The organism is Mucilaginibacter sp. McL0603, assembly GCF_049992945.1.
GTDB lineage: Bacteria > Bacteroidota > Bacteroidia > Sphingobacteriales > Sphingobacteriaceae > Mucilaginibacter.
Genome location: NZ_CP188251.1, coordinates 395848 through 417941 on the forward strand (window position 1 = coordinate 395848; position 22094 = coordinate 417941).

At 41.2% G+C, this 22094-nt stretch carries 19 protein-coding genes; 12 read left to right on the forward strand and 7 right to left on the reverse strand.

Annotated features, from left to right (window positions below; genetic code table 11):
- Window positions 1-156 precede the first annotated feature (156 nt).
- Both ACPPVU_RS01975 and ACPPVU_RS01980 read left to right on the forward strand, forming a co-directional pair.
- Complete coding sequence (locus ACPPVU_RS01975) at window positions 157-471, forward strand: hypothetical protein (protein WP_426670015.1); 315 nt, start codon at window positions 157-159, stop codon at window positions 469-471.
- A 1-nt stretch (window position 472) separates the two neighbouring features.
- Window positions 473-832 (forward strand): hypothetical protein, encoded by a 360-nt coding sequence (locus ACPPVU_RS01980; RefSeq protein ID WP_426670016.1) that lies wholly within the window; start codon window positions 473-475, stop codon window positions 830-832.
- Window positions 833-1067: 235 nt separating this feature from the next.
- On the opposite strand, the gene ACPPVU_RS01985 is transcribed toward ACPPVU_RS01980, so the two are convergent.
- Window positions 1068-2600, reverse strand: coding sequence for a serine hydrolase (locus ACPPVU_RS01985; RefSeq protein ID WP_426670017.1), 1533 nt, complete (start codon window positions 2598-2600; stop codon window positions 1068-1070).
- Between the two features lie 101 nt (window positions 2601-2701).
- Here ACPPVU_RS01985 and ACPPVU_RS01990 point away from each other — a divergent pair, with 101 nt between their 5' ends.
- Window positions 2702-4900, forward strand: a complete 2199-nt coding sequence (locus ACPPVU_RS01990; protein WP_426670018.1) for a DPP IV N-terminal domain-containing protein — start codon at window positions 2702-2704, stop codon at window positions 4898-4900.
- Between the two features lie 163 nt (window positions 4901-5063).
- On the opposite strand, the gene ACPPVU_RS01995 is transcribed toward ACPPVU_RS01990, so the two are convergent.
- Both ACPPVU_RS01995 and mutY read right to left on the reverse strand, forming a co-directional pair.
- The gene (locus tag ACPPVU_RS01995) at window positions 5064-5492 is read right to left on the reverse strand and encodes a single-stranded DNA-binding protein (protein ID WP_426670019.1); all 429 of its coding nucleotides are present in this window, start codon (window positions 5490-5492) and stop codon (window positions 5064-5066) included.
- A 25-nt stretch (window positions 5493-5517) separates the two neighbouring features.
- Window positions 5518-6564, reverse strand: coding sequence for an A/G-specific adenine glycosylase (mutY, locus tag ACPPVU_RS02000; protein WP_426670020.1), 1047 nt, complete (start codon window positions 6562-6564; stop codon window positions 5518-5520).
- Window positions 6565-6670: 106 nt separating this feature from the next.
- Here mutY and ACPPVU_RS02005 point away from each other — a divergent pair, with 106 nt between their 5' ends.
- From ACPPVU_RS02005 to radA, 5 genes are all read left to right on the forward strand, one after another.
- Complete coding sequence (locus ACPPVU_RS02005; protein WP_426670021.1) at window positions 6671-7042, forward strand: HU family DNA-binding protein; 372 nt, start codon at window positions 6671-6673, stop codon at window positions 7040-7042.
- Window positions 7043-7051: 9 nt separating this feature from the next.
- Entirely contained in the window at window positions 7052-7933 is an 882-nt protein-coding gene (locus ACPPVU_RS02010; RefSeq protein ID WP_426670022.1) for a tetratricopeptide repeat protein, read from the forward strand.
- A 274-nt stretch (window positions 7934-8207) separates the two neighbouring features.
- Window positions 8208-9758: an Rne/Rng family ribonuclease gene (locus ACPPVU_RS02015; RefSeq protein ID WP_426670023.1), complete on the forward strand. Its 1551-nt coding sequence runs from the start codon at window positions 8208-8210 to the stop codon at window positions 9756-9758.
- Window positions 9759-9873: 115 nt separating this feature from the next.
- Window positions 9874-10410, forward strand: a complete 537-nt coding sequence (locus ACPPVU_RS02020; RefSeq protein ID WP_426670024.1) for a hypothetical protein — start codon at window positions 9874-9876, stop codon at window positions 10408-10410.
- Between the two features lie 76 nt (window positions 10411-10486).
- Window positions 10487-11992, forward strand: coding sequence for a DNA repair protein RadA (gene radA, locus ACPPVU_RS02025; protein WP_426670025.1), 1506 nt, complete (start codon window positions 10487-10489; stop codon window positions 11990-11992).
- 62 nt (window positions 11993-12054) lie between these two features.
- Here the strand turns inward: radA and ACPPVU_RS02030 are convergent, their stop codons facing one another.
- A complete protein-coding gene (locus ACPPVU_RS02030; protein WP_426670026.1) occupies window positions 12055-13476 on the reverse strand; it encodes a hypothetical protein in 1422 nt (473 codons plus the stop codon).
- A 250-nt stretch (window positions 13477-13726) separates the two neighbouring features.
- Between ACPPVU_RS02030 and ACPPVU_RS02035 the strand changes: the two genes are divergently transcribed.
- Window positions 13727-14182, forward strand: coding sequence for a DUF4920 domain-containing protein (locus ACPPVU_RS02035; RefSeq protein WP_426670027.1), 456 nt, complete (start codon window positions 13727-13729; stop codon window positions 14180-14182).
- A 255-nt stretch (window positions 14183-14437) separates the two neighbouring features.
- Here ACPPVU_RS02035 and carB read toward each other — a convergent pair whose 3' ends face one another.
- On the reverse strand, window positions 14438-17254 hold the full coding sequence (gene carB, locus ACPPVU_RS02040) for a carbamoyl-phosphate synthase large subunit (protein WP_426670028.1): 2817 nt from the start codon (window positions 17252-17254) through the stop codon (window positions 14438-14440).
- Between the two features lie 279 nt (window positions 17255-17533).
- Between carB and ACPPVU_RS02045 the strand changes: the two genes are divergently transcribed.
- Complete coding sequence (locus ACPPVU_RS02045) at window positions 17534-18061, forward strand: hypothetical protein (RefSeq protein ID WP_426670029.1); 528 nt, start codon at window positions 17534-17536, stop codon at window positions 18059-18061.
- A 20-nt stretch (window positions 18062-18081) separates the two neighbouring features.
- On the opposite strand, the gene panD is transcribed toward ACPPVU_RS02045, so the two are convergent.
- Together panD and panC are read right to left on the reverse strand one after the other, a co-directional pair.
- Complete coding sequence (gene panD, locus ACPPVU_RS02050; RefSeq protein ID WP_426670030.1) at window positions 18082-18432, reverse strand: aspartate 1-decarboxylase; 351 nt, start codon at window positions 18430-18432, stop codon at window positions 18082-18084.
- A 253-nt stretch (window positions 18433-18685) separates the two neighbouring features.
- The gene (gene panC / locus ACPPVU_RS02055) at window positions 18686-19525 is read right to left on the reverse strand and encodes a pantoate--beta-alanine ligase (RefSeq protein WP_426670031.1); all 840 of its coding nucleotides are present in this window, start codon (window positions 19523-19525) and stop codon (window positions 18686-18688) included.
- 232 nt (window positions 19526-19757) lie between these two features.
- Between panC and ACPPVU_RS02060 the strand changes: the two genes are divergently transcribed.
- Both ACPPVU_RS02060 and ACPPVU_RS02065 read left to right on the forward strand, forming a co-directional pair.
- Entirely contained in the window at window positions 19758-20582 is an 825-nt protein-coding gene (locus tag ACPPVU_RS02060; protein WP_426670032.1) for a glycogen/starch synthase, read from the forward strand.
- A 15-nt stretch (window positions 20583-20597) separates the two neighbouring features.
- Window positions 20598-21989: a DUF4270 family protein gene (locus ACPPVU_RS02065; RefSeq protein ID WP_426670033.1), complete on the forward strand. Its 1392-nt coding sequence runs from the start codon at window positions 20598-20600 to the stop codon at window positions 21987-21989.
- Window positions 21990-22094: the final 105 nt, after the last annotated feature.

Sequence of the window (22094 nt, forward strand, 5' to 3'; positions counted from 1 at the left end):
TTTGTTTGGTTAATTAAATTTCATGTTAGTCGGGGTATAATAGCCCGGCTAATTTTTTTATAAGAAGCGAATGCCAACCGTTTCTGCCTTAACCAATCCGTCTGTCGGTAAATACCACAATCCTATTTTCTTTATCTTTGAGTCTTAGTACCAATTATGAGCCAGGTTAGTGAAATAAAGTGCCCGCACTGCGGCAAGTGGACTTTATGGAACGGCAGTGTGGATGACAGATGCCTTTATTGTGACGAGTTCCTCGAACCTCAACGGTTCTCGCGTGAAATCGAAAAGAAGATCGCTGATGAAGTAAAAAAGGAAAACGATTACTTTGCAATTAAGCCCGGCGACGGCCTTTTTAAACGCAGGGTAAAACGCTTTTTTAATTCATTCCGCTGGGCAGTATATTATTTGGAGATCGCCTTTTTTATATTCATCACCCTGCTGCTGGTATTGCTAAGTTTAATGGCTGCTTAAAATGAAAACGTTACTCAACGGATGGTTTATTGCAGGCTGTTTAACCTGGTTGATTGTAATAAGTATGAGAAAGCTCGGCCATCCAATACCTGTATTAAATGGCTATATAAATGATGCTGTGGCCATACCCGTTATAGCCAATCTGGGGCTGTGGTTTCAACGGGTATTTATGATAAAAAACGATTATTATGTACTGGCGCCCTGGCACGTGATCTTCATCATTATCTATGTAACATTGCTCTTTGAAGGGCTACTTCCTTATATATCAAAAACTTACACCGGCGACTGGCTTGATTTTTTTTTATATACAGCAGGGGGGATATTTTTCTATAAGATAATGAACAAGCCTTATAGGATATAAAATGTCGAAAAACAAGAACTTTAATTAATTGATAATATATAAAAAAAAATTTTCGCGTCGCAATTACACAATGACTTAAAAACAAATATTTTATATATATTTGTGGCTACAAAGTAACATCATTGTTACAATGTGATAAGGTTTAGGTAAAAACCCCCAATCAGCGAGTGAAAGGGGGTTTTTTTATTTACTTCACTGATCGTCAAAAACTTAGACACATTGCATAAACAATAATCTATTGGACCTTCTTAAAATCGTAAGGATCATATTCAACAAAATCCGCCACTTTTACCCGCACACTTGTTACTTTACCGTTTTCAACTGTAAAAGGGAAAACTGCTTTACCAAATGTCGGATCAGAGAAAGTAACGTAAAAACGATTGCCACCTAACGGTTGTAAATGGGCAAACATTTTAGGGTGATGTTCAAAACGCATCTCAAGGTCATTGTTTAAGCCTTGAGTAATAGTCATAGTACCATAAAGATCATTGGCATATTTGCCGGTGTATTGCCCTGCTAATAACATTGGCGGGCGATTAAGAGCAACGCTATCACGTAACTTTTTATCCTTTTGCTGTTCAACATCCTGTCGTGATTTGGAACGCGCGAGATATTTATCGCTATAATTACTAAATGGCTGTTTAAAATAAACATCCATAATATCCCATTTCAAAGCCTCGTAAAATGAATTGACATCGGTATTAGTTAATATGATAATGCCTAAATGTTCTTTTGGTACAAGTGTAACCGAAGAAACATAGCCATTTACACCACCTGTATGCATTACAATGTTATGATTTTGGTAAGTCTCTAAGAACCAGCCCAGGCCATAAAGCTCATAATCGGACTCACCATTCATGTGTGTTACCTCCCCAACAATATCCTGCGGCTCACGTGTTGCTTTAATTGCTGCTTCGGGTATTACCTGCCTGGCGCCTACTTTACCGTCGTTTAGCAAGGCCAATACCCATTTGCTCATATCATTTACTGATGAGCTGATGGCGCCAGCCGGTGCAAGTCCATCTATCTGGCAATAAGGTATAGCGGTAAGCTGTCCGTTTATAAAGGTATGAGGAACGGCACGGTTCAATGATTTGCTAATATCAGCAGTAAGCGCCAATGTGTTCATCATCCCCAGCGGGGCAAATATGTTTTCTCTTAAAAATATCTCCCAGGGCTTGCCGGTTACTTTTGGTATGATCTGCCCTGCGGTAAGGAAAGCCGAATTAGTATATCCCCATTTGGTACGGAATGGATAAGCAGCCTTGACATGGCTCATTTTCTCAATCACCTGGTCGCGGGTGAGATCAGTATTATAAAAGGTAAAATCTCCCTGGAATGTACGGAAACCTATTCTGTGGCAAAGCAAGTCGCGTATATCGGCTTCTTCGTTCGCATACTTATTGTCGAGTTTGAATGTCGGAATGTATTTGGTCACTTTATCATCCAGCGAAAGCTTACCCTGTGTTTGCAGCATGGCTATCGCTGTAGCTGTAAAGGCTTTGGTATTGCTGCCGATCATGAACAGCGTATTTTCATCAACTTTATTATTCAGGCCCAGCTCTTTCATGCCATAGCCCTTCATCATTACCACCTTGCCATCTTTAACAATACATACGGCGGCACCGGGTATGCGCCAGTTGGTCAGAGCACGGCTGACATATACATCCAGGCTGTCAGAAATAAACTTGCTGCGGTTTACTCCCTGCGCCTTTGAAAGCGATGTAACGATTGTAAGGACAATTATAACGAGATATAGCTTTTTCATGCGGAATTATTAATTTGCGCGGTATTTGATCATTGATTCGGCCCCAAATTTATTGATTGGATACAACAAATCTCAATTTACTGAACACTAATTTAATTTAAATGAAAACCAGGTTTTATTACTCGGGGGTTATTCTCGTGACCCTTGCCTTGATGTTCTGCTTTCAGAACAAGGCAAAAGCCCAGCGCGGCGGCGTTAATTGGGCAAAAGACGGGTATCAGTACTATCGCAACATGCCGGGTGAGGGCATAGTTGAATTTGATACCCGCGACTCGGCAAAGAAAACAGCTATCGTAACAAAAGAAATGCTTACCCCGCAGGGAAAATCTCTTTTAGCAGTAAGTAGTTTTTCATTTTCTGATGATGGAAGTAAAGTAATGCTCTTCACTAATACCAAAAGGGTATGGCGTTACAATACGAAAGGAGATTATTGGGTATATGATATGGCTGCTAAAACGCTGAAGCAAATAGGTGTAGGCAAACCTGTATCCTCATTAATGTTTGCTAAGTTGTCACCTGACGGTACCAAGGCTGCCTATGTGAGCGAGCATAATATTTATGTAGAAGACCTGGCAACAGGAAGCATTAAGCCTTTGACCACTGATGGTACTTCCAGGCTGATCAACGGCACTTTCGACTGGGCTTATGAAGAAGAGTTTGATTGCCGCGATGGTTTCCGCTGGTCGCCTGATAGCAAGCTGATCTCCTACTGGCAGATTGATGCCCGCAAGATCAAAAACTACCTGATGCTGAATACTACAGATTCAATATATCCATACAACGTTCCGGTAGAATACCCGGTTGCTGGTGAAGATCCAAGCTCATGTAAAGTGGGTGTGGTAGATATCAGTACTGCAAAAACAACCTGGATCGATGTTCCGGGCGATAATGTACAGCACTACATACCACGTATGGAGTGGACAACCAATTCGAACGAGATCATACTGGAGCAACTGAACCGTGCTCAAAACGAGAGCAAAATATTTGTGGGCAATGTATCAAACGGCGCCGCGCACGTAATACACCAGGAGAATGATAAAGCCTGGATAGACGGAAAAGCCCGCTGGAATGAAGGCAACCCTGTTGGTTGGGACTGGCTGAAAAGCGGCAAGGAATTCATTTGGGTGAGTGAGAAAGACGGATGGCGCCATATCTACAAAATATCAACCGACGGCAAAGAGACCCTGATCACTAAAGGTAATTACGATATGATCAGGCTTAATTGCATTGATGAGGCGGATGGATATGTCTATTTTACAGCATCACCTGACAATGCTACTCAAAAATATCTTTTCCGTGTAAAGCTGAATGGCTCAAGCAAAAATCCTGAAAGGTTAACCCCGACGAACTTGCCGGGTACTCATAATTATAACATCTCTCCAAATGGAAAGATAGCGATGCACAGTTTCTCAAACAGCTATACAATGGCTCAAAATGAGGTGGTGAGCCTGCCGGATAATAAGCACATAAGCGGTGCTCCTATGGCAGTAAACCAGGGTGCAAAAAATAAACCGGTATTCTTTAAAGTTAAAACTGTTGACGGTACTGAAATGGACGGATGGATGGTAAAACCAACACATTTTGATTCGACAAAGAAATACCCCGTTGTATTTACAGTATATGGCGAGCCTGCCGGACAAACAGTTACTGACACTTATGGCATAGGCCGTAATGGCTTATATGTAGGCAGCATGGCCGATGACGGTTATATCTACATGTCTGTTGAGGGACGCGGCGCACCTGCACCAAAAGGAGCTGCATGGCGCAAGTCAGTTTACAAAAGTATCGGTATCATCAACATCCGCGACCAGGCTATGGCTGCCAAAGAGATCATGAAATGGTCTTTTGTTGACTCAACCCGCGTTGCCGTACACGGATGGAGTGGAGGCGGTTCTTCTACCCTTAACCTGATGTTCCAATACCCGGAAATTTATAAAACAGGTATCGCTGTGGCAGCAGTAGGATGGCAATTATCATACGATAATATTTACCAGGAGCGCTACATGGGCGTACCTACCGATGCAGCCGGTCGTGAGCCGTTCATCAAAGGATCACCTGTAACTTATGCTAAAAATTTGCGTGGTAATTTATTGTACATACACGGCACAGGTGATGACAATGTGCATTACAGGAATGCCGAATTGCTGATCAACGAGCTGATCAAATACAACAGGCAGTTTCAGCTAATGTCTTACCCAAATCGTTCACATGGTATATTTGAGGGCGAGGGTACTACACTGCATTTGCATACCTTGTTTACTCAATATTTGAAAGATCATTGCCCTCCGGGAGGAAGATAGATCGCTAAAATATCGAATAATTAACATCGAACGCCGAATGATGAAGTATGTATTGATTAAATACTTCATCATTCGAAATTCAACATTTGGTGTTCGATATTACTTAAAACGAAAGCCCTGGATATTTATTTATCGGGGGCTTTTTTGATAGGGTTTAGGGGATTTAAAATGGAAGATCGTCGCCGGTTGTATTATTGTGGAAAGTATCACCGTTGGTTGATCCCTTTCCTGTTTGACGCGAGTTGCCATCAGGTTCAAAATCGCTTTTACGACCCAGCATGGTAAAGTTCTCAGCAACTATTTCGGTTGTATATTTTTTAATGCCTTCTTTGTCTTCAAAAGAACGGGTCCTGAGTTTTCCCTCAATGTAAACCAGTTTGCCTTTCTGCAGAAATTTGCCGGCCACATCAGCCAAACCGCGCCACATCACAATGTTGTGCCATTCGGTTTGCTCCACCTTTTGGCCATCCTTATTAAAAGTTTCTGAAGTAGCAAGCGGGAAACTGGTAACAGACACTCCGCCTTCCAGGTAACGCATTTCAGGATCTTTGCCTAAATGGCCGATCAAAATAACTTTATTTATACCAGACATGATTTAAATTATAAAGAGAATTTATTTACAAATTAAATAAATTATTTAGAAATATAAAAATGATTTTCGGCATGGCCAATTTTTCTAAATTATTTACGTTAGTGTAAAACCATTTTTGTTCTAATTTAATTGGTTTATTTTCTATATGTATAAACTGTGCATGCAAATGTTGATGTGTAAGTATGTGTTTCTTTACAGGGAAGGTATTAATGATCCGGACATTTTCTCCGAAATACTCTTTAACGGGGGGCAATATGATGACTTCTTCCGATGGTAAACGCTCCTGAGTTTCAAACAACGGAAGGTCATACATGTTTGCCCAAATGTCCTTTTCATCACGTTTATTCATTAAAATGTTATCGCCATCGGTGATGAGCAGATAATTTAAGTAGCGCTCTTTTATTTTGAGTTTTTTTAGCTTTTGAGGTAAGCTGTTTATCATGCCGTGTTTAAGCGCATAGCAACCTTCTCTTACCGGGCATATTCCGCAATCTGGATTTTTAGGTTTGCAAAGCATTGCTCCAAATTCCATCATGGCCTGGTTATGCAGTCCGGGATGTTCTTTGCTCAGCAAATCGTTTGCAATGCCCTGGAAGAGCTTTTTTCCTTTTGTGCTATTGATGGGTTCACTGATGCCGAAATATCGTGCCAGTACTCTGAAAACGTTTCCATCGACTACCGCCCTGGCCTCATTTGCAGCGAATGAAGAAATAGCAGCGGCTGTATATTCACCAATGCCTTTCAGATCGGTCAACTGAAGGTAATCTACAGGAAACACCCCGTTGAATTTTTCAACCACTTGCCGCGCCGTTTTCAGCATGTTTCTTCCGCGGGAATAATAGCCCAGGCCCTGCCATAAGTTTAGTATATCACCCTCATCCGCGGCCGCGAATGACTGCACATCCGGATATTTTTCAATAAAACGATGAAAATAGGGCATCCCCTGTTCAACACGTGTCTGTTGCAAAATAATTTCTGAGAGCCATATTACATAAGCGTCGGTACTGTTGCGCCAGGGTAGTTCTCTTTTGTTTTTAAGGTACCACTGTATCAATTCGTTCGATAGATCCATCTGGTCAAATGTAATGTGCAGACGGGGCAATTAGATGATAATTGTAACGTTTATGTACTAATTACGTATTCAATAAAAAAAATCGACCAATTATTTTAATCTTTGGTTGGAAACCAATACTTTTGCAACCCCAAAACAGTTAAGTAATTACATAATTAAACAAAGAAAATCTGATATGACTAAGGCAGAAATTATAGCTGAGATCTCTTCTAAGACAGGTATCGAGAAAGTAGACGTTCAAGAAACTGTAGAGGCTTTTTTCAAAGTTGTTAAAACCTCAATGGTTGGTGGCGAGAATGTGTATGTGAGAGGCTTCGGCAGCTTCGTAGTGAAAAAAAGAGCGAAAAAAACAGCGCGTAATATTTCAAAAAACACTGCTATAATTATTCCTGAGCATTTTGTTCCAAGTTTTAAACCTGCAAAAACTTTTGTTGAGAAAGTAAGATCAGGTAACAAAACTACAAAAGCAGCTAAATAATTTTATAACATGACCAGGAAACAAATAACCGTAATTGTAATAGTTCTTGCCATTTCCGGTTATTTGTATTCCCTGCCTGTTAAAGGCTTAATAAAACCGAAGGACGCGAAAGCTACTGAAGGTCATGTTAATGGCTCACAACCTTCTTCAACTGTTAGAAATGTAACTGTTGAAGATGTATCCTCTCCTGCTAAAACTGCAATTGGTGCGGCGCTTGCCGCAAGAATAAATGACCTTGAAGGGCAATTAAAAAACACTTCAGGCGATGCAGACAAATTGGTAATAGAAAAACAACTGGCTAAACAATGGGACGACGATAATCAGCCGGCCCCTTCAGCTTTTTATTACCAGGCAATAGCACAAAAAGAGAGTACGTTTGATAACTGGATGAATGCAGGCAATCATTTTAATGAAGCCTTCAAATCTACCCAGGATACAGCAGTTCAGCCGGCTTTCATTGAAAATGCGATAGGTGCCTATAAGAATGCCGTTAAGCTGAAACCAGAAGATCTGGGAGCAAAAACGGGTTTAGGTATTGCATACGTTAATCAAACAAGCCTTGGTATTACTGATCCAAACGGAGGTTCGCCAATGCAGGGTATTATGTTACTGCTTGATGTAGTAAAGCAAGACCCGAACAACAGGAATGCTAACCTGAATTTAGGTTTGTTCGCTATGAAATCGGGACAGTATGAAAAGGCTGTTGCCCGGTTCAAAACAGTTATTGCACAAAAGGCTGAAGTTGAGCCTTATTTTTATCTTGCAGAAAGTTATAAGCAACTTGGAATGAAAAAAGAAGCCATTGATGCTTATCAGAAATGCAAGGAAATGATCCCTGACCCGATTGTTGGCCAGAAGATCGATCAGTATATAAAGGAATTAAAAAATTAAAATTCACATTTAAAAATTATTATTATGCCCAGCGGTAAAAAACGTAAGAGACACAAAATGGCTACCCATAAACGTAAAAAACGTTTAAGAAAAAACAGACATAAAAAGAAGTAAGTTTTTAGGTTGATTAAGTGAGTAGTTGATTAAGTTATCATATCGAAATAACAACTCAATCAACTTATTCCAACCTGATCAACTATTGAACTTACTTACTATTGTTTTACCTCTTATGATAGGCGGCAGATTCATGTCGCTTTAAGAAATGGAGTAGCAGTTGATAAAAGAATTAATTATCGATTCAACCCCGAACGGGGCTACCATTGCGTTATTACAGGATAAACAACTTGTAGAACTTCATAAAGAGCAGGTGACCAACAATTATACTGTTGGTGATATTTATTTGGGCAGGATCAAAAAGATCATGCCCGGCTTAAATGCTGCTTTTGTTGACGTTGGCTACGAGAAGGATGCTTTTTTGCATTATCTTGACCTTGGCCCGCAGGTGCAAAGCCTGCTTAAACTGACCAAGCAAGTACGTAGTGGTGGTTACCAATCGAAGTTGTTAGACAATTTTAAGCTGGACGCTGATATCAATAAATCCGGTAAAATATCGGAGGTGTTGACAAAAAATCAGCTTATCCCGGTACAAATTGCTAAGGAACCGATATCAACAAAAGGACCCCGCCTCAGTTCCGACCTGTCAATAGCAGGCCGGTATGTGGTGTTAGTGCCGTTTTCAGAAGCCATCTCTATATCTAAAAAGATAAAGAGTAACACTGAGCGTAACAGGCTGCGTAAAATTGTTGAGAGTATAAAGCCCAAACATTTTGGGGTGATTATTCGTACCGTTTCGGAAGGAAAGGGTGTGGCCGAGATGCAATCGGACCTGCTCGACCTGATATCGAAATGGGAAAGCTTTATTACGCGTTTACCTTCTATCGAGCCTGCTAAAAAAGCATTGGGCGAGATCGATCGTACATCAACGCTTTTACGTGATATCCTTAACCCCGATTTTCAGCATATCTATGTAAATGATAATGCCATTTACGAGGAGATACGCACCTATGTGCACCAGATATCCCCGGATCTTGAAAATATAGTTCGTCTGCATAAACATAAAGACCCCATATTTGAATACTACGGGGTTGATAAGCAGATAAAGGGCGCTTTTGGTAAAACGGTGAATTTAGCAGGTGGTGCTTACCTGGTGATAGAGCATACCGAGGCCCTGCACGTAATTGACGTGAACAGCGGTAACCGTACTGCCAGCAAAGAAAACCAGGAAGAAAATGCCTACCAGGTAAATAAAGAAGCTGCCAGGGAAATTGCCCGTCAGTTAAGATTGCGCGATATGGGCGGCATTGTGGTTATCGACTTTATAGATATGCACAAGCCCAATAACCGTAAAGACCTCTTTGATTTCCTTCGGGATGAGATGTCACACGACAGGGCGAAGCATACTATTTTACCGCCAAGCAAGTTCGGCCTGGTACAGATCACCCGCCAGCGGGTAAGGCCGGAAATGAATATCGTTACCAGCGAGGTTTGTCCAACCTGCCATGGTACTGGCACCATACGTCCGACAATTTTATTACTGGATGATATAGAAAATAACTTCAACTATATCCTGGTTGAGCAAAACGAAAAAAGCATTACTCTTGTAGTACACCCTTATATTGAGGCTTACATTAAGAAAGGTCTTGTTAACCGCCAATGGAAATGGTACTTTAAATACGGCCAATGGATAAAGGTTAAAAGTAATCCGGCCTATCAGATCACCGAGTTCCACTTCTTCTCATCCAAAGACGAAGAAATTAAATTATAAATGTGCAGATATGCAAATTTGCGAATGTGCAGATGCTTTGATAGGGTATCTGCATTTTTGTTTTTAGGGTCAATTTTAAAGTCGTATCTTGTTGTTAAAGTACCCAAACCTGAATATGAAATCTATCATCTTCCTATCGATTTTACTGTTATTTATTGGATGCAACAAGCCTGTTCATCGGAATAATAAAATAACGAAAATTGAATTTGCGAGAAGTGGCGCCTGGGCTGATTTTGGAGCTTCAATAAGCATTGACAGTGGGTTAAATTATAAATATTGGGGAGATTATAAAAGTGCAAAACAAAAATATTTTGTCGGGAAAATAAGCAAGGGATTTTGGGATACCTTGAACATTAAATTAGAGGGAATAAAATTTAAAACAGTTACACTCGGGACTGATCGTGGTTGCATGGACTGCGAATATTACGAATTGATTGTTCATTGGGAAAATAGAACAAAGCGTATACTAAGGAATGATTCTCAACCAGAAGATTCTGTCATGAGCGTATTTAAGTGGTTGGACAGGAGTCACAATATTTTAAAGCTCAGAGAGGTGAAAGATTCTATAAAATTCGAAGACAGAACTCATTTTGTGTTGAAGCAGTCTATTAAGTCAATAAAATTCCCCCCGCCTCAAAATTCAAATAACTAATATTTTTAGTATTTTTATCGATTGATGATTTAAAATCTGCACATTTGCACATACGCACATTTGCACATCAAAAACATTGGCTAAATCTAAAGTTGCATATTTCTGTCAAAGCTGTGGCTTTGAATCTCCTAAATGGCTGGGCAAATGTCCGTCATGCCAACAATGGAATACTTTTGTAGAAGAGGTCATCGAAAAGGTAAATATTGCTGTGCCTACATGGAAAAGCAACTCTACTACCACACAACGCGCTAATAAGCCTGTACAGGTTTCAGAAATTACTTTTGATGAGGAGCAGCGGATGCTAACACCGGATAAGGAATTTAACCGTGTCCTGGGTGGAGGAATCGTAGCGGGCTCATTGGTATTGATAGGCGGCGAGCCGGGTATAGGGAAATCAACTTTAATGCTGCAGCTTGCACTCAATATGCCAAATCTGAAAGTTCTGTATGTATCTGGTGAAGAAAGTGAACGGCAGATAAAGATGAGAGCGGAGCGGCTTATGCCGGAGGGTGGAGAGCGGAAGGCGGAAGGCGGAACACCCCAATCCCCAATTCTAACCGCCAAACTCGACATTGAAAATCCGACTTCCGACTTCCGACTTCCGACTTCTGACTTCGGAAAGGGTTGTTTTATCCTCACGGAAACGTCTACCCAAAACATATTTAAACAGATAGAACAACTGGAGCCTGACCTGGTAGTGATCGACTCGATACAGACGCTTTACTCGTCGCATATTGAATCTACACCCGGAAGCGTATCACAGGTTAGAGAATGTACTGCTGAATTGCTGCGCTTTGCTAAAGAATCATCAACACCGGTATTCCTGATTGGGCATATTACTAAAGATGGCATGATAGCGGGCCCCAAAATACTTGAGCACATGGTTGATACTGTTCTGCAGTTTGAGGGCGACAGGCATCATGTTTACCGCATCCTTCGGGCTGTTAAAAACCGGTTTGGATCTGCATCTGAACTGGGTATTTATGAAATGCTGGGCGAGGGTTTACGCGAAGTATCCAATCCATCAGAAATATTGCTTTCGCAACGCGATGAACCATTGAGCGGCATCACTATATCTGCAACGCTGGAAGGCATGCGGCCTATGCTGATAGAGACCCAGGCATTGGTGAGTACATCTGCTTACGGAACACCACAACGTACCGCTACGGGCTTTGATACCCGCCGTATGAGCATGCTATTGGCCGTGTTGGAGAAACGCTGCGGATTTAAATTGGGCGCGAAGGATGTTTTCCTCAATATAACCGGGGGCATAAGGGTTGAAGACCCGGCTATAGACCTGGGACTTGCTGCAGCCATTATTTCTTCACATGAGGATATCCCTATCCCATTTAAGACTTGTTTTGCAGGTGAGATTGGTTTATCAGGCGAGATAAGAGCAGTCAACCGCATAGAACAACGTATTGCCGAAGCACACAAATTAGGCTTTGAGCAGATATTTGTATCAAAATATAACCTGGCCTCGGGAGGTAAGGACAAAAAACGACTCGATTTGTCGCGCTATAATATTGAAGTTAAAACGGTAGGCAGCATTGAAGAGGTATTCGGATTGCTGTTTGGTTAAAGGAAAAGGCCTGATTCTAAGCGAACCAGGCCTTTTATTATTTTGCGAAATTTTGGTTTTAATTAATTGGAATTAACAACTAATACTTTACGTATCCTGTTATTGTCGGAGTCGGCTACATAAATATTTCCTGCAGCATCTACACCTATACCTTGTGGTGTATTAAATTGCGCAGCTGTTCCTGAACCGTCTGCAAAGCCGGTAACATTTGAAGCACCAGCCAGATCATAAAGTACCTTTGCAGCGGTCAGTTCAATAATGCGCCCGGCTTGGTCTGTTATAAAGAAATTACCCTGTGCATCCATAGCTATACCAGCAGGATAACCTATCAAGGCTGATTGCCCGGGCCCACCTGCTACAGTGGTTACAACGGCTGCAGGAGTAATTTTCCTTATCGCACTATTTCCGGCGTCGGCTACAAAAATATTACCGGAAGCATCAAGCACCAAAGCAGAAGGGTTATTAAATGAGGCATATGTGCCGGTAGTTGTATTAACGGTTCCATTTACATAGCCAGGTGTTTTAGTGCCTGCAACAGTAGTAACCACACCAGTTGAAGTAACTTTACGAATTACGTTGTTATTAAAATCCGCCACAAACAAATTGCCTTTATTATCAACTGCTACCCCGGCAGGGCTGTTGAACTCTACGGTATCAGTAGATGCCTTACCACTTAAGTGTCCGTCTGTACCATTTACGTATCCGGCAGTGCCATTACCGGCAATTGTAGTTATGATGCCAGACGTATTAATTTGGCGTATTACATTGTTGCCAAAATCGGCCACAAAAATATTACCCTGTGCATCAACAGCTAAACCTCGTGGGCCATAAAACGTTGCGCTTAATGCATTGCCCTTATCGCCGGAGTATCCTGCAGTCCCGGTGCCGGCTATTGTCGTTACAGTGCCGGAAGGTGTGATCTTTCTTATACGGTTATTGAATGCATCGGCTATATAAATGTTGCCTTGCGCATCCAAAGCAATGCCTTGCGGATTATTGAAAAGCGCGGCCGTGCCCAGTCCATCAGCATAACTGCCTGTTGCATTACCGGCAAAGGTGGTTACTGCGCCTGTTACTCCTGATAAAGTACTGCTCGTAACAAATTTCACCACTGCTCCATACCCTGTGCCATATTGGTTGCTTGCATAGGCTCTTACATAGTAAGTAGTGCTCGGTGTTAAACCGGTTAAATTACTGGTAAAAGTATAGCTATAGGTAATGATCGGATCTGTTGTCTTCGAATCAGCGATGGTCGGTGTTTGATTTGAGGTGCTGTAACATATCCCGTTTGCGGTTATGGCTGATGACCCTATTGATGTAATAGTGGCACCACTTTGTGCAGTGGTTGAGGTAACATCCAATATTACGTCATTGGTAGTTAAACTGGGAGGATCAGTTACTGCCTGGGTTTTTTTGCAGCTGGTTCCTAATAAAATAGCAGAAAGTGAGATGAATAAAATGGCAATGAGTAGGGGTTTTTTCATTTAGATAATTTTTTAACGTAATGATCGATTCATGAGCAAATGTGGTTTAATGAAAGCTCATATGCATCACCTGCAATTTTTGCAAACGTAGCTTAAATAAGCCTAATGCATAACAGATTCCAATACTAATTCAAAATTGTTACTTTATAAACTGATTTAACAAATATTAACAATGTGCATAGTATAAAATCCTCTTTTGTAAATCCGGTGCAGCCTGAAACTTTAAAATTTTTTCATTGTTGTTCAATTAATGACTATTACGAAGAAAACGATCTTTTTATTACAGGCCCTCTTATTTTCATTTGCAGTTTTTGCACAAACAAATAAACCATTGCCACACGGGACAATTTTTGGAAAAAAACCCGATGAAACAGCCATGGTGAATGCTGATAAATTACAAGCATTTATGGCTCAGAAACCGCGGATAAGTACTACGATTAAAGGTAAAGTGATTAAGGTTACCAAGGAAAAAGGAGGTTGGTTTGACCTTGACGCAGGAGGCGGGAAAGTGATCGCAGCGCATTTTAAGGATTACAACATCAATATTCCGGCTGATCTTAAAGGGCGGACAGTTATTGTAGAGGGCGTGGCCCAAAAACAAATTGTTGCAGATGATCAGCAGCACTATGCAGGCGAAAATCAGCCTAAAGCAAAAGATAACTCTAATCAATTGACCTTTGAAGCAACAGGATTGATAGTGGAGTAGCCCCCGGCCCCTAATGTCATGATGTTAAGGTTTTTAAATATCCAACATCGAATATCCAATGCTGAATAATGAAGTAAAAAAATCGGTGTTCGATATTCAAAATTCATTATTCGATATTATCGGCGTCTCGGTTGTGCTTAAGTAATGATATCTGGCCAGTCCCTGAAGGGGGTTATAAAGTCAGTAATTCATGTAGCATTCCAATAAAAAAGGCGAAAGGGTTACCTTTCGCCTTTGTCCTTTCTGCCTTTAACCTTATTTACTAAGGTACATTGATTTTTCTTTATACAAATGCCTGAAATATGGATCTTCCAGGTTTGGTATGAAACGGATAGCTTCACCGGTTGACTTCATTTCAGGGCCCAGCTCTTTGTTCACTTCAGGGAATTTATCAAAAGAGAACACAGGTTCCTTTATCGCATAGCCCTTTAGCTTACGTACTATTGTAAAGTCCTTTAGCTTATTCACACCAAGCATGATCTTGGCTGCAATATTGATATAGGGTACATCATAAGCCTTTGCAATAAACGGCACCGTACGTGATGCACGTGGGTTAGCTTCGATCACATAAACCTTCTCATCCTTTATTGCGAATTGTATGTTCAGTAAGCCGCGAACGTTTAATGCCTTCGCGATCTTTATTGTATGGTCTTCCATCTGTTTGATCACATGGTCAGACAAGTTGAATGGCGGCAATACTGCACTTGAATCGCCCGAGTGAATACCCGCTGGCTCAATATGTTCCATCAAACCGATAATGTGGACATCATCCCCATCACTGATGGAATCTGATTCAGATTCTTCAGCACGATCAAGGAAGTGGTCTATCAGTACACGGTTGCCAGGTAAATTCTTCAACAGGCTAACCACTGCTTTTTCCAGGTCCTCATCATTGATCACGATACTCATGCCCTGCCCGCCTAATACGTAGCTTGGGCGAACCAATACCGGGTAACCTACTTTGTGCGCTACCTCGATAGCTTCTTCTGCGTTTTCGGCAACACCATACCTGGGGTACGGAATTTCAAGTTCTTTCAGCAAGTCGGAGAAACGGCCGCGGTCTTCGGCAATATCCATATTGTCGAATGATGTACCGATGATCTTAATACCATGCTCATTCAGCTTCTCAGCCATTTTCAATGCAGTTTGTCCACCCAATTGAACAATCACCCCTTCTGGTTTTTCCAGTTCGATGATCTCACGAACATGCTCCCAAAAAACCGGCTCGAAATAAAGCTTATCGGCCATGTTAAAGTCGGTCGACACGGTTTCAGGGTTACAGTTGATCATGATCGCTTCGTAACCTGATTCCTTCGCGGCCAGCAAACCATGCACACAGCTATAGTCAAACTCAATGCCCTGACCTATGCGGTTAGGGCCCGAGCCCAATACGATTATTTTTTTCTTATCAGATGCTATCGATTCATTCTCACCTTCGTAAGTCGAATAATAGTATGGTGTTTTTGCGGGGAATTCAGCGGCACAGGTATCTACCATTTTATATACCCGGCGAATGCCAAGGCGCTGACGGCGCTGGTAAACATCCTCCTCACTTACATTACCTAATATATGGGCGATCTGTGCATCCGAAAAGCCTTTTTGCTTCATGGTATAGAAGAACTCCTCGGGCACATTATTTAGATGGTAACGACGCAGTTCAACCTCCAGGTTTACAATTTCCTGTATCTGGTTCAGGAACCAGCGATCGATTTTTGTTGCTTTTCTTACAGATTCTATCGGCACACCCAGGCTCAACGCATCATAAATGTGGAACAGCCTGTCCCAGCTTGGATTTTCAAGACTGTGCATGATTTCGTCCAGGTTGCGGCTTTGGCGGCCATCGGCACCTAAACCGGCGCGACCAATTTCCAAACTCTGACAAGCTTTTTGCAATGCTTCAATAAAGCTGCGACCTATACCCATCACCTCGCCTACTGATTTCATTTGAAGGCCCAATCTTTTGTCGGCACCTTTAAACTTATCAAAGTTCCAGCGTGGTATTTTTACGATCACGTAATCCAATGTCGGCTCAAAATAAGCCGAAGTAGTTTTGGTGATCTGATTTTCAATTTCATCCAGATTATAACCGATAGCCAGTTTAGCGGCTATTTTAGCAATAGGGTACCCCGTTGCTTTTGATGCCAGTGCTGATGAGCGCGAAACACGCGGGTTAATTTCGATAGCGATGATCTCCTCGTCGGCCGGGTTTACCGAGAACTGTACGTTACACCCTCCGGCAAAATTGCCTATGGCACGCATCATTTTGATGGCCTGGTTACGCATTGACTGGTAGCAGCGGTCGCTTAGTGTCATAGCGGGCGCTACGGTTATCGAGTCGCCGGTATGGATACCCATCGGGTCAAAATTCTCGATAGAGCAAATGATGATCACATTGTCGCGATTATCACGCAGCAGCTCCAGCTCGTATTCCTTCCAGCCTAAAACCGCCTGCTCTACCAAAACCTCGTGGGTTGGCGATGCTTGCAGCCCGCGGCTTAGTGCGGCATCAAATTCTTCTTTTTTATGTACAAATCCTGCTCCCTTACCACCCAGCGTATAACTTGGACGTATTACCAACGGGAAGCCGATATCCTGCGCAGCTTCTTTACCTTCTAAAAACGAGTTGGCAATTTTTGATTTAGCCACGCCTACACCTATGTCAACCATCAGTTGGCGGAAGGCCTCGCGATTTTCAGTTTTTTCTATAGCGGCAATATCAACACCTACTATTCTTACGCCGTATTTTTTCCATAACCCGCGTTCATCAGCCTCGATACAAAGATTCAACGCAGTTTGGCCACCCATAGTAGGCAGTACGGCATCTATTTTTTGTTCGATTAAAATTTTCTCGATGCTTTCGCAGGTTAAAGGCAACAGGTAAACGTGGTCGCCAATAACATTATCGGTCATGATAGTAGCAGGGTTGCTGTTGATGATCGATACGGTAATACCTTCATCTTTTAGTGAAAGTGCTGCCTGTGAACCGGCATAGTCAAATTCACACGCCTGGCCAATAATAATAGGGCCTGAACCAATAATTAAAACGGATTTGATGGAAGTATCTTTGGGCATAGTTTTTTGAGTCTTAAGTCTTGAGCCCCTGAGTCTTAAACCTGTCCAAAAATTACTATGGACTATGAGCTATCAACTATGGACTTTACTATGCACTGAAAGGGAAAATCCCGACTTCAGTGTCGGGATGCAAAGATAGAAAAATAGAGTTATTCGTAACCAGGATTTTTCAATTTTTAATAAGCGCCGTTTTCTTGACTTAAAAATGATTTATCATTCTATTGTTAGCTCAGAATTTTTATATTTACGATACTAGATAAACCGATTTTAACTACCATAATGAAAAGATTCTTTTTGGCATTGACTATTCTCTGCACAGTCATCAGCAGTTGTGCGATGTTCCAGTCCATGGTCAAATCCTCATTCCCCTATACTACTACGTTGGTTGTTCCAGCCGCATCTCAAGCAGGCAACTCATATTCGGCCATTAGTATGGCCACAAGCTTTGATCAGAATTTTAGTAAAAGCGGCAATAATGGCGACAGGATAACACTGGTACGCATTGTGTCGGCTAAGTTAACATCGACAGAGCCCTCTGATTACAATATAGGAAATTTACAATCGGTAAGGATTTTCCTTTCAAAAGAGGATGGCACTGATGAAATAGTGGTTGCCGAGCGAAATGATATAGGAGCTAATGCCGGTAACAATGTAGTGCTGGATATAGATAATTCGCACATGCTGGATGAATTGGTACGCGAACCCGGTATAAGAGTGCGCATGGCTTATAAAGTACGTAAGGGTTTTAGCACCGATGCCAGTCTACATGTGGTTTTGGGGTTAGCGGCGTATCCGGCACCCAAATAGATTAAGAAAAATACGCCGGTCTACTTAATCAGCTTGTTGTCTGCATCAGGAAATACCAATATTGGTTGATAATTGCGGGCCTCGTCCATTTCCATATAAGCATATGACATAATAATCACAATGTCTCCAACCTGCGCTAGCCTGGCGGTAGCACCATTTAAACAGATAGTTCCGGTACCGCGTTCACCCCGTATTACATAGGTTTCAAACCGGGCACCGTTATTGTTATTTACGATCTGTACTTTCTCATTGGCTATAATATTAGCCGCATCCATTAAATCCTCATCTATGGTGATGCTGCCGACGTAATTCAACTCAGCCTGAGTTACCCTTGCGCGGTGCAGCTTGGATTTTAATACCTCAATAATCATGATGCAAAGTTAGTAATTTAGTTAATCAGAGATTAGAGATTAGTGATTAGTTGCATTATGATGACGACTGTTGTCAGTTACCAGTTAATCAGAGGTCAGTGATTAGTTAATTAGTGATCAGGTGTTTTTGTATGAATTACTTACCGGCTCATAATTAACAAATCCACTGTCAATTATTAGGTAACCAGCGATTAGTGATCGGGTATTTTGTATGAATTGCCTACCGATCACTGATTAACGGATCACCAATTAACTAATCCACTAAAATAATATTATCTATCAGCCTTGTATTGCCTACTTTAACTGCTACAAGAGCCACTATGCTTTTGGTTTGCTGATCAGCACTATGCAGACTATCGCCATCCACTACCTCAAAATATTCCAGTTGGACGCCGGGTTCAGCATTGATCATTACTTCGCTGGCATTTGTTAACGAAGCAATATTACTCTTATTAAAATGCTGTTTAAGCCAGTTGAGGGTTTTTGATAATACAAGTGCATGCCGCCTTTCCTCAACTGATAAATGTATATTTCTTGAGCTCATGGCCAGGCCATCCGGTTCGCGCAGTATAGGGCACATAACCAGCTTAACCGGCAAATGCAGCAACTCGACCATTTTTTGGATAACTAAAAACTGCTGATAATCCTTTTGGCCAAAGAAAGCCATGTCCGGCTTAACAATATCAAATAATTTGAACACAACCTGCGTAACCCCCTGGTAATGGCCGGGCCTGAATTTTCCTTCAAGCAAATGCTCCAGTTCGCCTATGTCTAAATGCCATTGCTCATTGGCGGCATACATCTCATTTACCTCCGGGTTGAACAAAATGTCGCAACCAGCCTGCTCTAATTTTTCAATATCGGAGGCTATCGGGCGCGGATATTTCTCCAGGTCTTTAGGATCGTTAAATTGCGTTGGGTTAACAAAAATACTGCAAATTGAAACGTCACAATATTGTTGCGATTGCGCCAATAGCGATAGATGACCCTGGTGTAGTGCACCCAATGTAGGCACAAAACCAATCTTTTTTCCGGCCTTACGCAATTGCTCAAGGTACTCGGTAAGGTTTTTCTTAGTAGTGAAAATTTCCATCAAATGGATTGTTTTTTATTGGCGATGAAGCTATCATGAGCAATTTAATTTATTGAGTTTAGCTCATGATGGTTTCAAGCTATGAAATTTAATAAAAATCGGGCAAAGTTGTGCATTTGATTAAAAATAACCAAAACTAACTTGCATAATACATTGATAATTCATAAGATAATGCTTATATTTGCAGACTCAATTTTTTGACTTCTTTACATAAATTTAATACTGATTAGAGATGGGTAAATCTAAGCTTCTGTTCATCACACATGAAATGTCACCTTTCCTCGAACTCTCTAAAATTTCAGAAATAACGCGCCAATTGCCACAGGCAATGCAGGAAAAAGGTTACGAGATCCGTATCCTTATGCCACGTTTCGGGAATATAAATGAGCGTAGGAACAGACTTCATGAAGTGATTCGTTTATCGGGTATGAATATCATTATTAACGATAATGATAACCCTTTGATCATTAAGGTAGCGTCGATTCCGGCAGCGCGTATGCAAGTGTATTTTTTGGACAATGAAGAATATTTTCAGCGTAAGTATGTGTTTGGCGATAAGGATGGAAAGTTCTATGCTGATAATGACGAAAGGACGATTTTCTTTTGCAAAGGTGCATTGGAAACTGTAAAAAAATTAGGCTGGGCGCCTGATGTGATTCACTGCCATGGCTGGATGAGCGCATTGGTACCTGCTTATTTAAAAACAACTTATAAGGATGATCCGACTTTCAAAAACTCGAAAGTGATCTATTCTATTTACGAGAATGATTTCAATGGTCAGCTTAATCCTGACTTTGCACGCAAAGCAGTTATGGCTGATATGACTGAGAAACATACCGAGGTTTACAAACCCGGAACGAACTCATCACTATATGCCGGTGCCATCCACTATTCTGACGGAATAGTTTTGGGCAGCGAAAATATCGATGAGGAAGTGTTAAATAATGTTAAAAACAGCCATAAATCAGTTTTAGAGTTTAATTCCACTTCTGATTTCGAAAATTATTACAATTTTTACGACGAAATTACCAACGAAGAATTGGTACATGTTGCATAAGCTTTGAGATCATATATGAAATTTTTCCGAATAGACTTATTGACCTTGTTAATAAGTCTTTTTATTTTGAATAGCTGTAAGAACAAGGATACCGTAGGGCTTGACCCGGGTCCTGCACTTCAACTTAATGGTTCACTGGTAGATACAGCGACGGTAATTGTAAATACGCTCAAGGAAGATTCGGTACCGACATCCTCCCTGGCTAAAACCCCGCTGGGTTATTTCATTGACCCGGTATTTGGCTCTTTAGAGTCAAATATTGCTGTTGGGCTTAATTTGCCTGGCAGTGTGCCTTACTCATTGCCTACAGGAACAATATCTATTGACTCTGCAGTTTTGGTGTTAAAATATGCCGATGGCTTTTATGGCGACTCTCTTACTTCAAGGTATAAAGTTAATATTTACCAATTAGGCGCAGGTGCACGTCCGTTAGGCAAAACGTATTATAATACAATGAATTGGGATGGCCTTGCCAATAAAGCAGTACTATTGGGGACACGCACATTTAATGTACGCTCGCATGATAGCATCAAGATATTAAATATCATAACCGGACAGCCTGATAGCTTAATAAAAGTAGCGCCTCAATTAAGAATACCAATAGATAAAAACTTTGTCAATAGTATTTTATTTGGAGCAAGCAGCGCAACGCTGGCCTCAAATACTGTTTTCCAAAATACCGTTAATGGGCTATATTTTACTATGGACAAAACCGGATCAACCGGTGCCGGTGGGATAATGATGTTTGGCTTGACCGATTCATTAAATGTATACTACAAGGCTACAAATGGTACAACTATAGATACTGCCATGGTTGCGCTTCCGCTTGGTATCCATACTGCGCAAATAAAACACACATTTTCTACTACGCTCCAAACTGAATTCGCGGATACTACGAGTTCAAGAAATTCGATCTATCTGCAGGGATTGGCTGGTACAAAAGTCAGGATCAAATTCCCGTATCTCAAAAGCATGATAAAAAACATTGGGAATATCGTTATAAACCGCGCAGAGTTGGTAGTAACGCCCGATGGAACTACGATCATTCCTTTTAAGCCACAGCCTAAAATAACCATGTACAAATATGATATTGCACATCAGAAAATTGAATTGGAAGATGCAAACTCGCTAGATCCCCGTTACCAGGGTGTAGGTGTATTTGGCGGATATTATGGTACAGCTACAAAAAGCTACCATTTTATTGTAACTGCTTATATTCAAGACTTAATGGACGGAAGAACAGTTGATTATGGTACTTACCTGGCGCCTGTTGACACTACCAATACAACCGCCATTGATATTAGTCCCACACCTCAGACGGCAGGAAGAGTGGTTGCCGTCGGGAGCGACAAAACTTCCGCCTCCCGTATCAAGCTGAATATCATTTATACCAAGATAAATAAGTAAAGTAAAGGCCTCATAAAGAGGCCTTTTTTATTTATTGTAACTATTTTAGCTGTTACTGTTGATTATGTCAGATAGCTAACTATTTTTGTTACTTCTTAAATTTAA

Coding starts and splice junctions, on each gene's coding strand:
- ACPPVU_RS01975 (WP_426670015.1), top strand. CDS start 157: ATGAGCCAGGTTAGTGAAATAAAGTGCCCGCACTGCGGCAAGTGGACT.
- ACPPVU_RS01980 (WP_426670016.1), top strand. CDS start 473: ATGAAAACGTTACTCAACGGATGGTTTATTGCAGGCTGTTTAACCTGG.
- ACPPVU_RS01985 (WP_426670017.1), bottom strand. CDS start 2,600: ATGAAAAAGCTATATCTCGTTATAATTGTCCTTACAATCGTTACATCG.
- ACPPVU_RS01990 (WP_426670018.1), top strand. CDS start 2,702: ATGAAAACCAGGTTTTATTACTCGGGGGTTATTCTCGTGACCCTTGCC.
- ACPPVU_RS01995 (WP_426670019.1), bottom strand. CDS start 5,492: ATGTCTGGTATAAATAAAGTTATTTTGATCGGCCATTTAGGCAAAGAT.
- mutY (WP_426670020.1), bottom strand. CDS start 6,564: ATGGATCTATCGAACGAATTGATACAGTGGTACCTTAAAAACAAAAGA.
- ACPPVU_RS02010 (WP_426670022.1), top strand. CDS start 7,052: ATGACCAGGAAACAAATAACCGTAATTGTAATAGTTCTTGCCATTTCC.
- ACPPVU_RS02020 (WP_426670024.1), top strand. CDS start 9,874: ATGAAATCTATCATCTTCCTATCGATTTTACTGTTATTTATTGGATGC.
- ACPPVU_RS02030 (WP_426670026.1), bottom strand. CDS start 13,476: ATGAAAAAACCCCTACTCATTGCCATTTTATTCATCTCACTTTCTGCT.
- ACPPVU_RS02035 (WP_426670027.1), top strand. CDS start 13,727: ATGACTATTACGAAGAAAACGATCTTTTTATTACAGGCCCTCTTATTT.
- carB (WP_426670028.1), bottom strand. CDS start 17,254: ATGCCCAAAGATACTTCCATCAAATCCGTTTTAATTATTGGTTCAGGC.
- ACPPVU_RS02045 (WP_426670029.1), top strand. CDS start 17,534: ATGAAAAGATTCTTTTTGGCATTGACTATTCTCTGCACAGTCATCAGC.
- panD (WP_426670030.1), bottom strand. CDS start 18,432: ATGATTATTGAGGTATTAAAATCCAAGCTGCACCGCGCAAGGGTAACT.
- panC (WP_426670031.1), bottom strand. CDS start 19,525: ATGGAAATTTTCACTACTAAGAAAAACCTTACCGAGTACCTTGAGCAA.
- ACPPVU_RS02060 (WP_426670032.1), top strand. CDS start 19,758: ATGGGTAAATCTAAGCTTCTGTTCATCACACATGAAATGTCACCTTTC.
- ACPPVU_RS02065 (WP_426670033.1), top strand. CDS start 20,598: ATGAAATTTTTCCGAATAGACTTATTGACCTTGTTAATAAGTCTTTTT.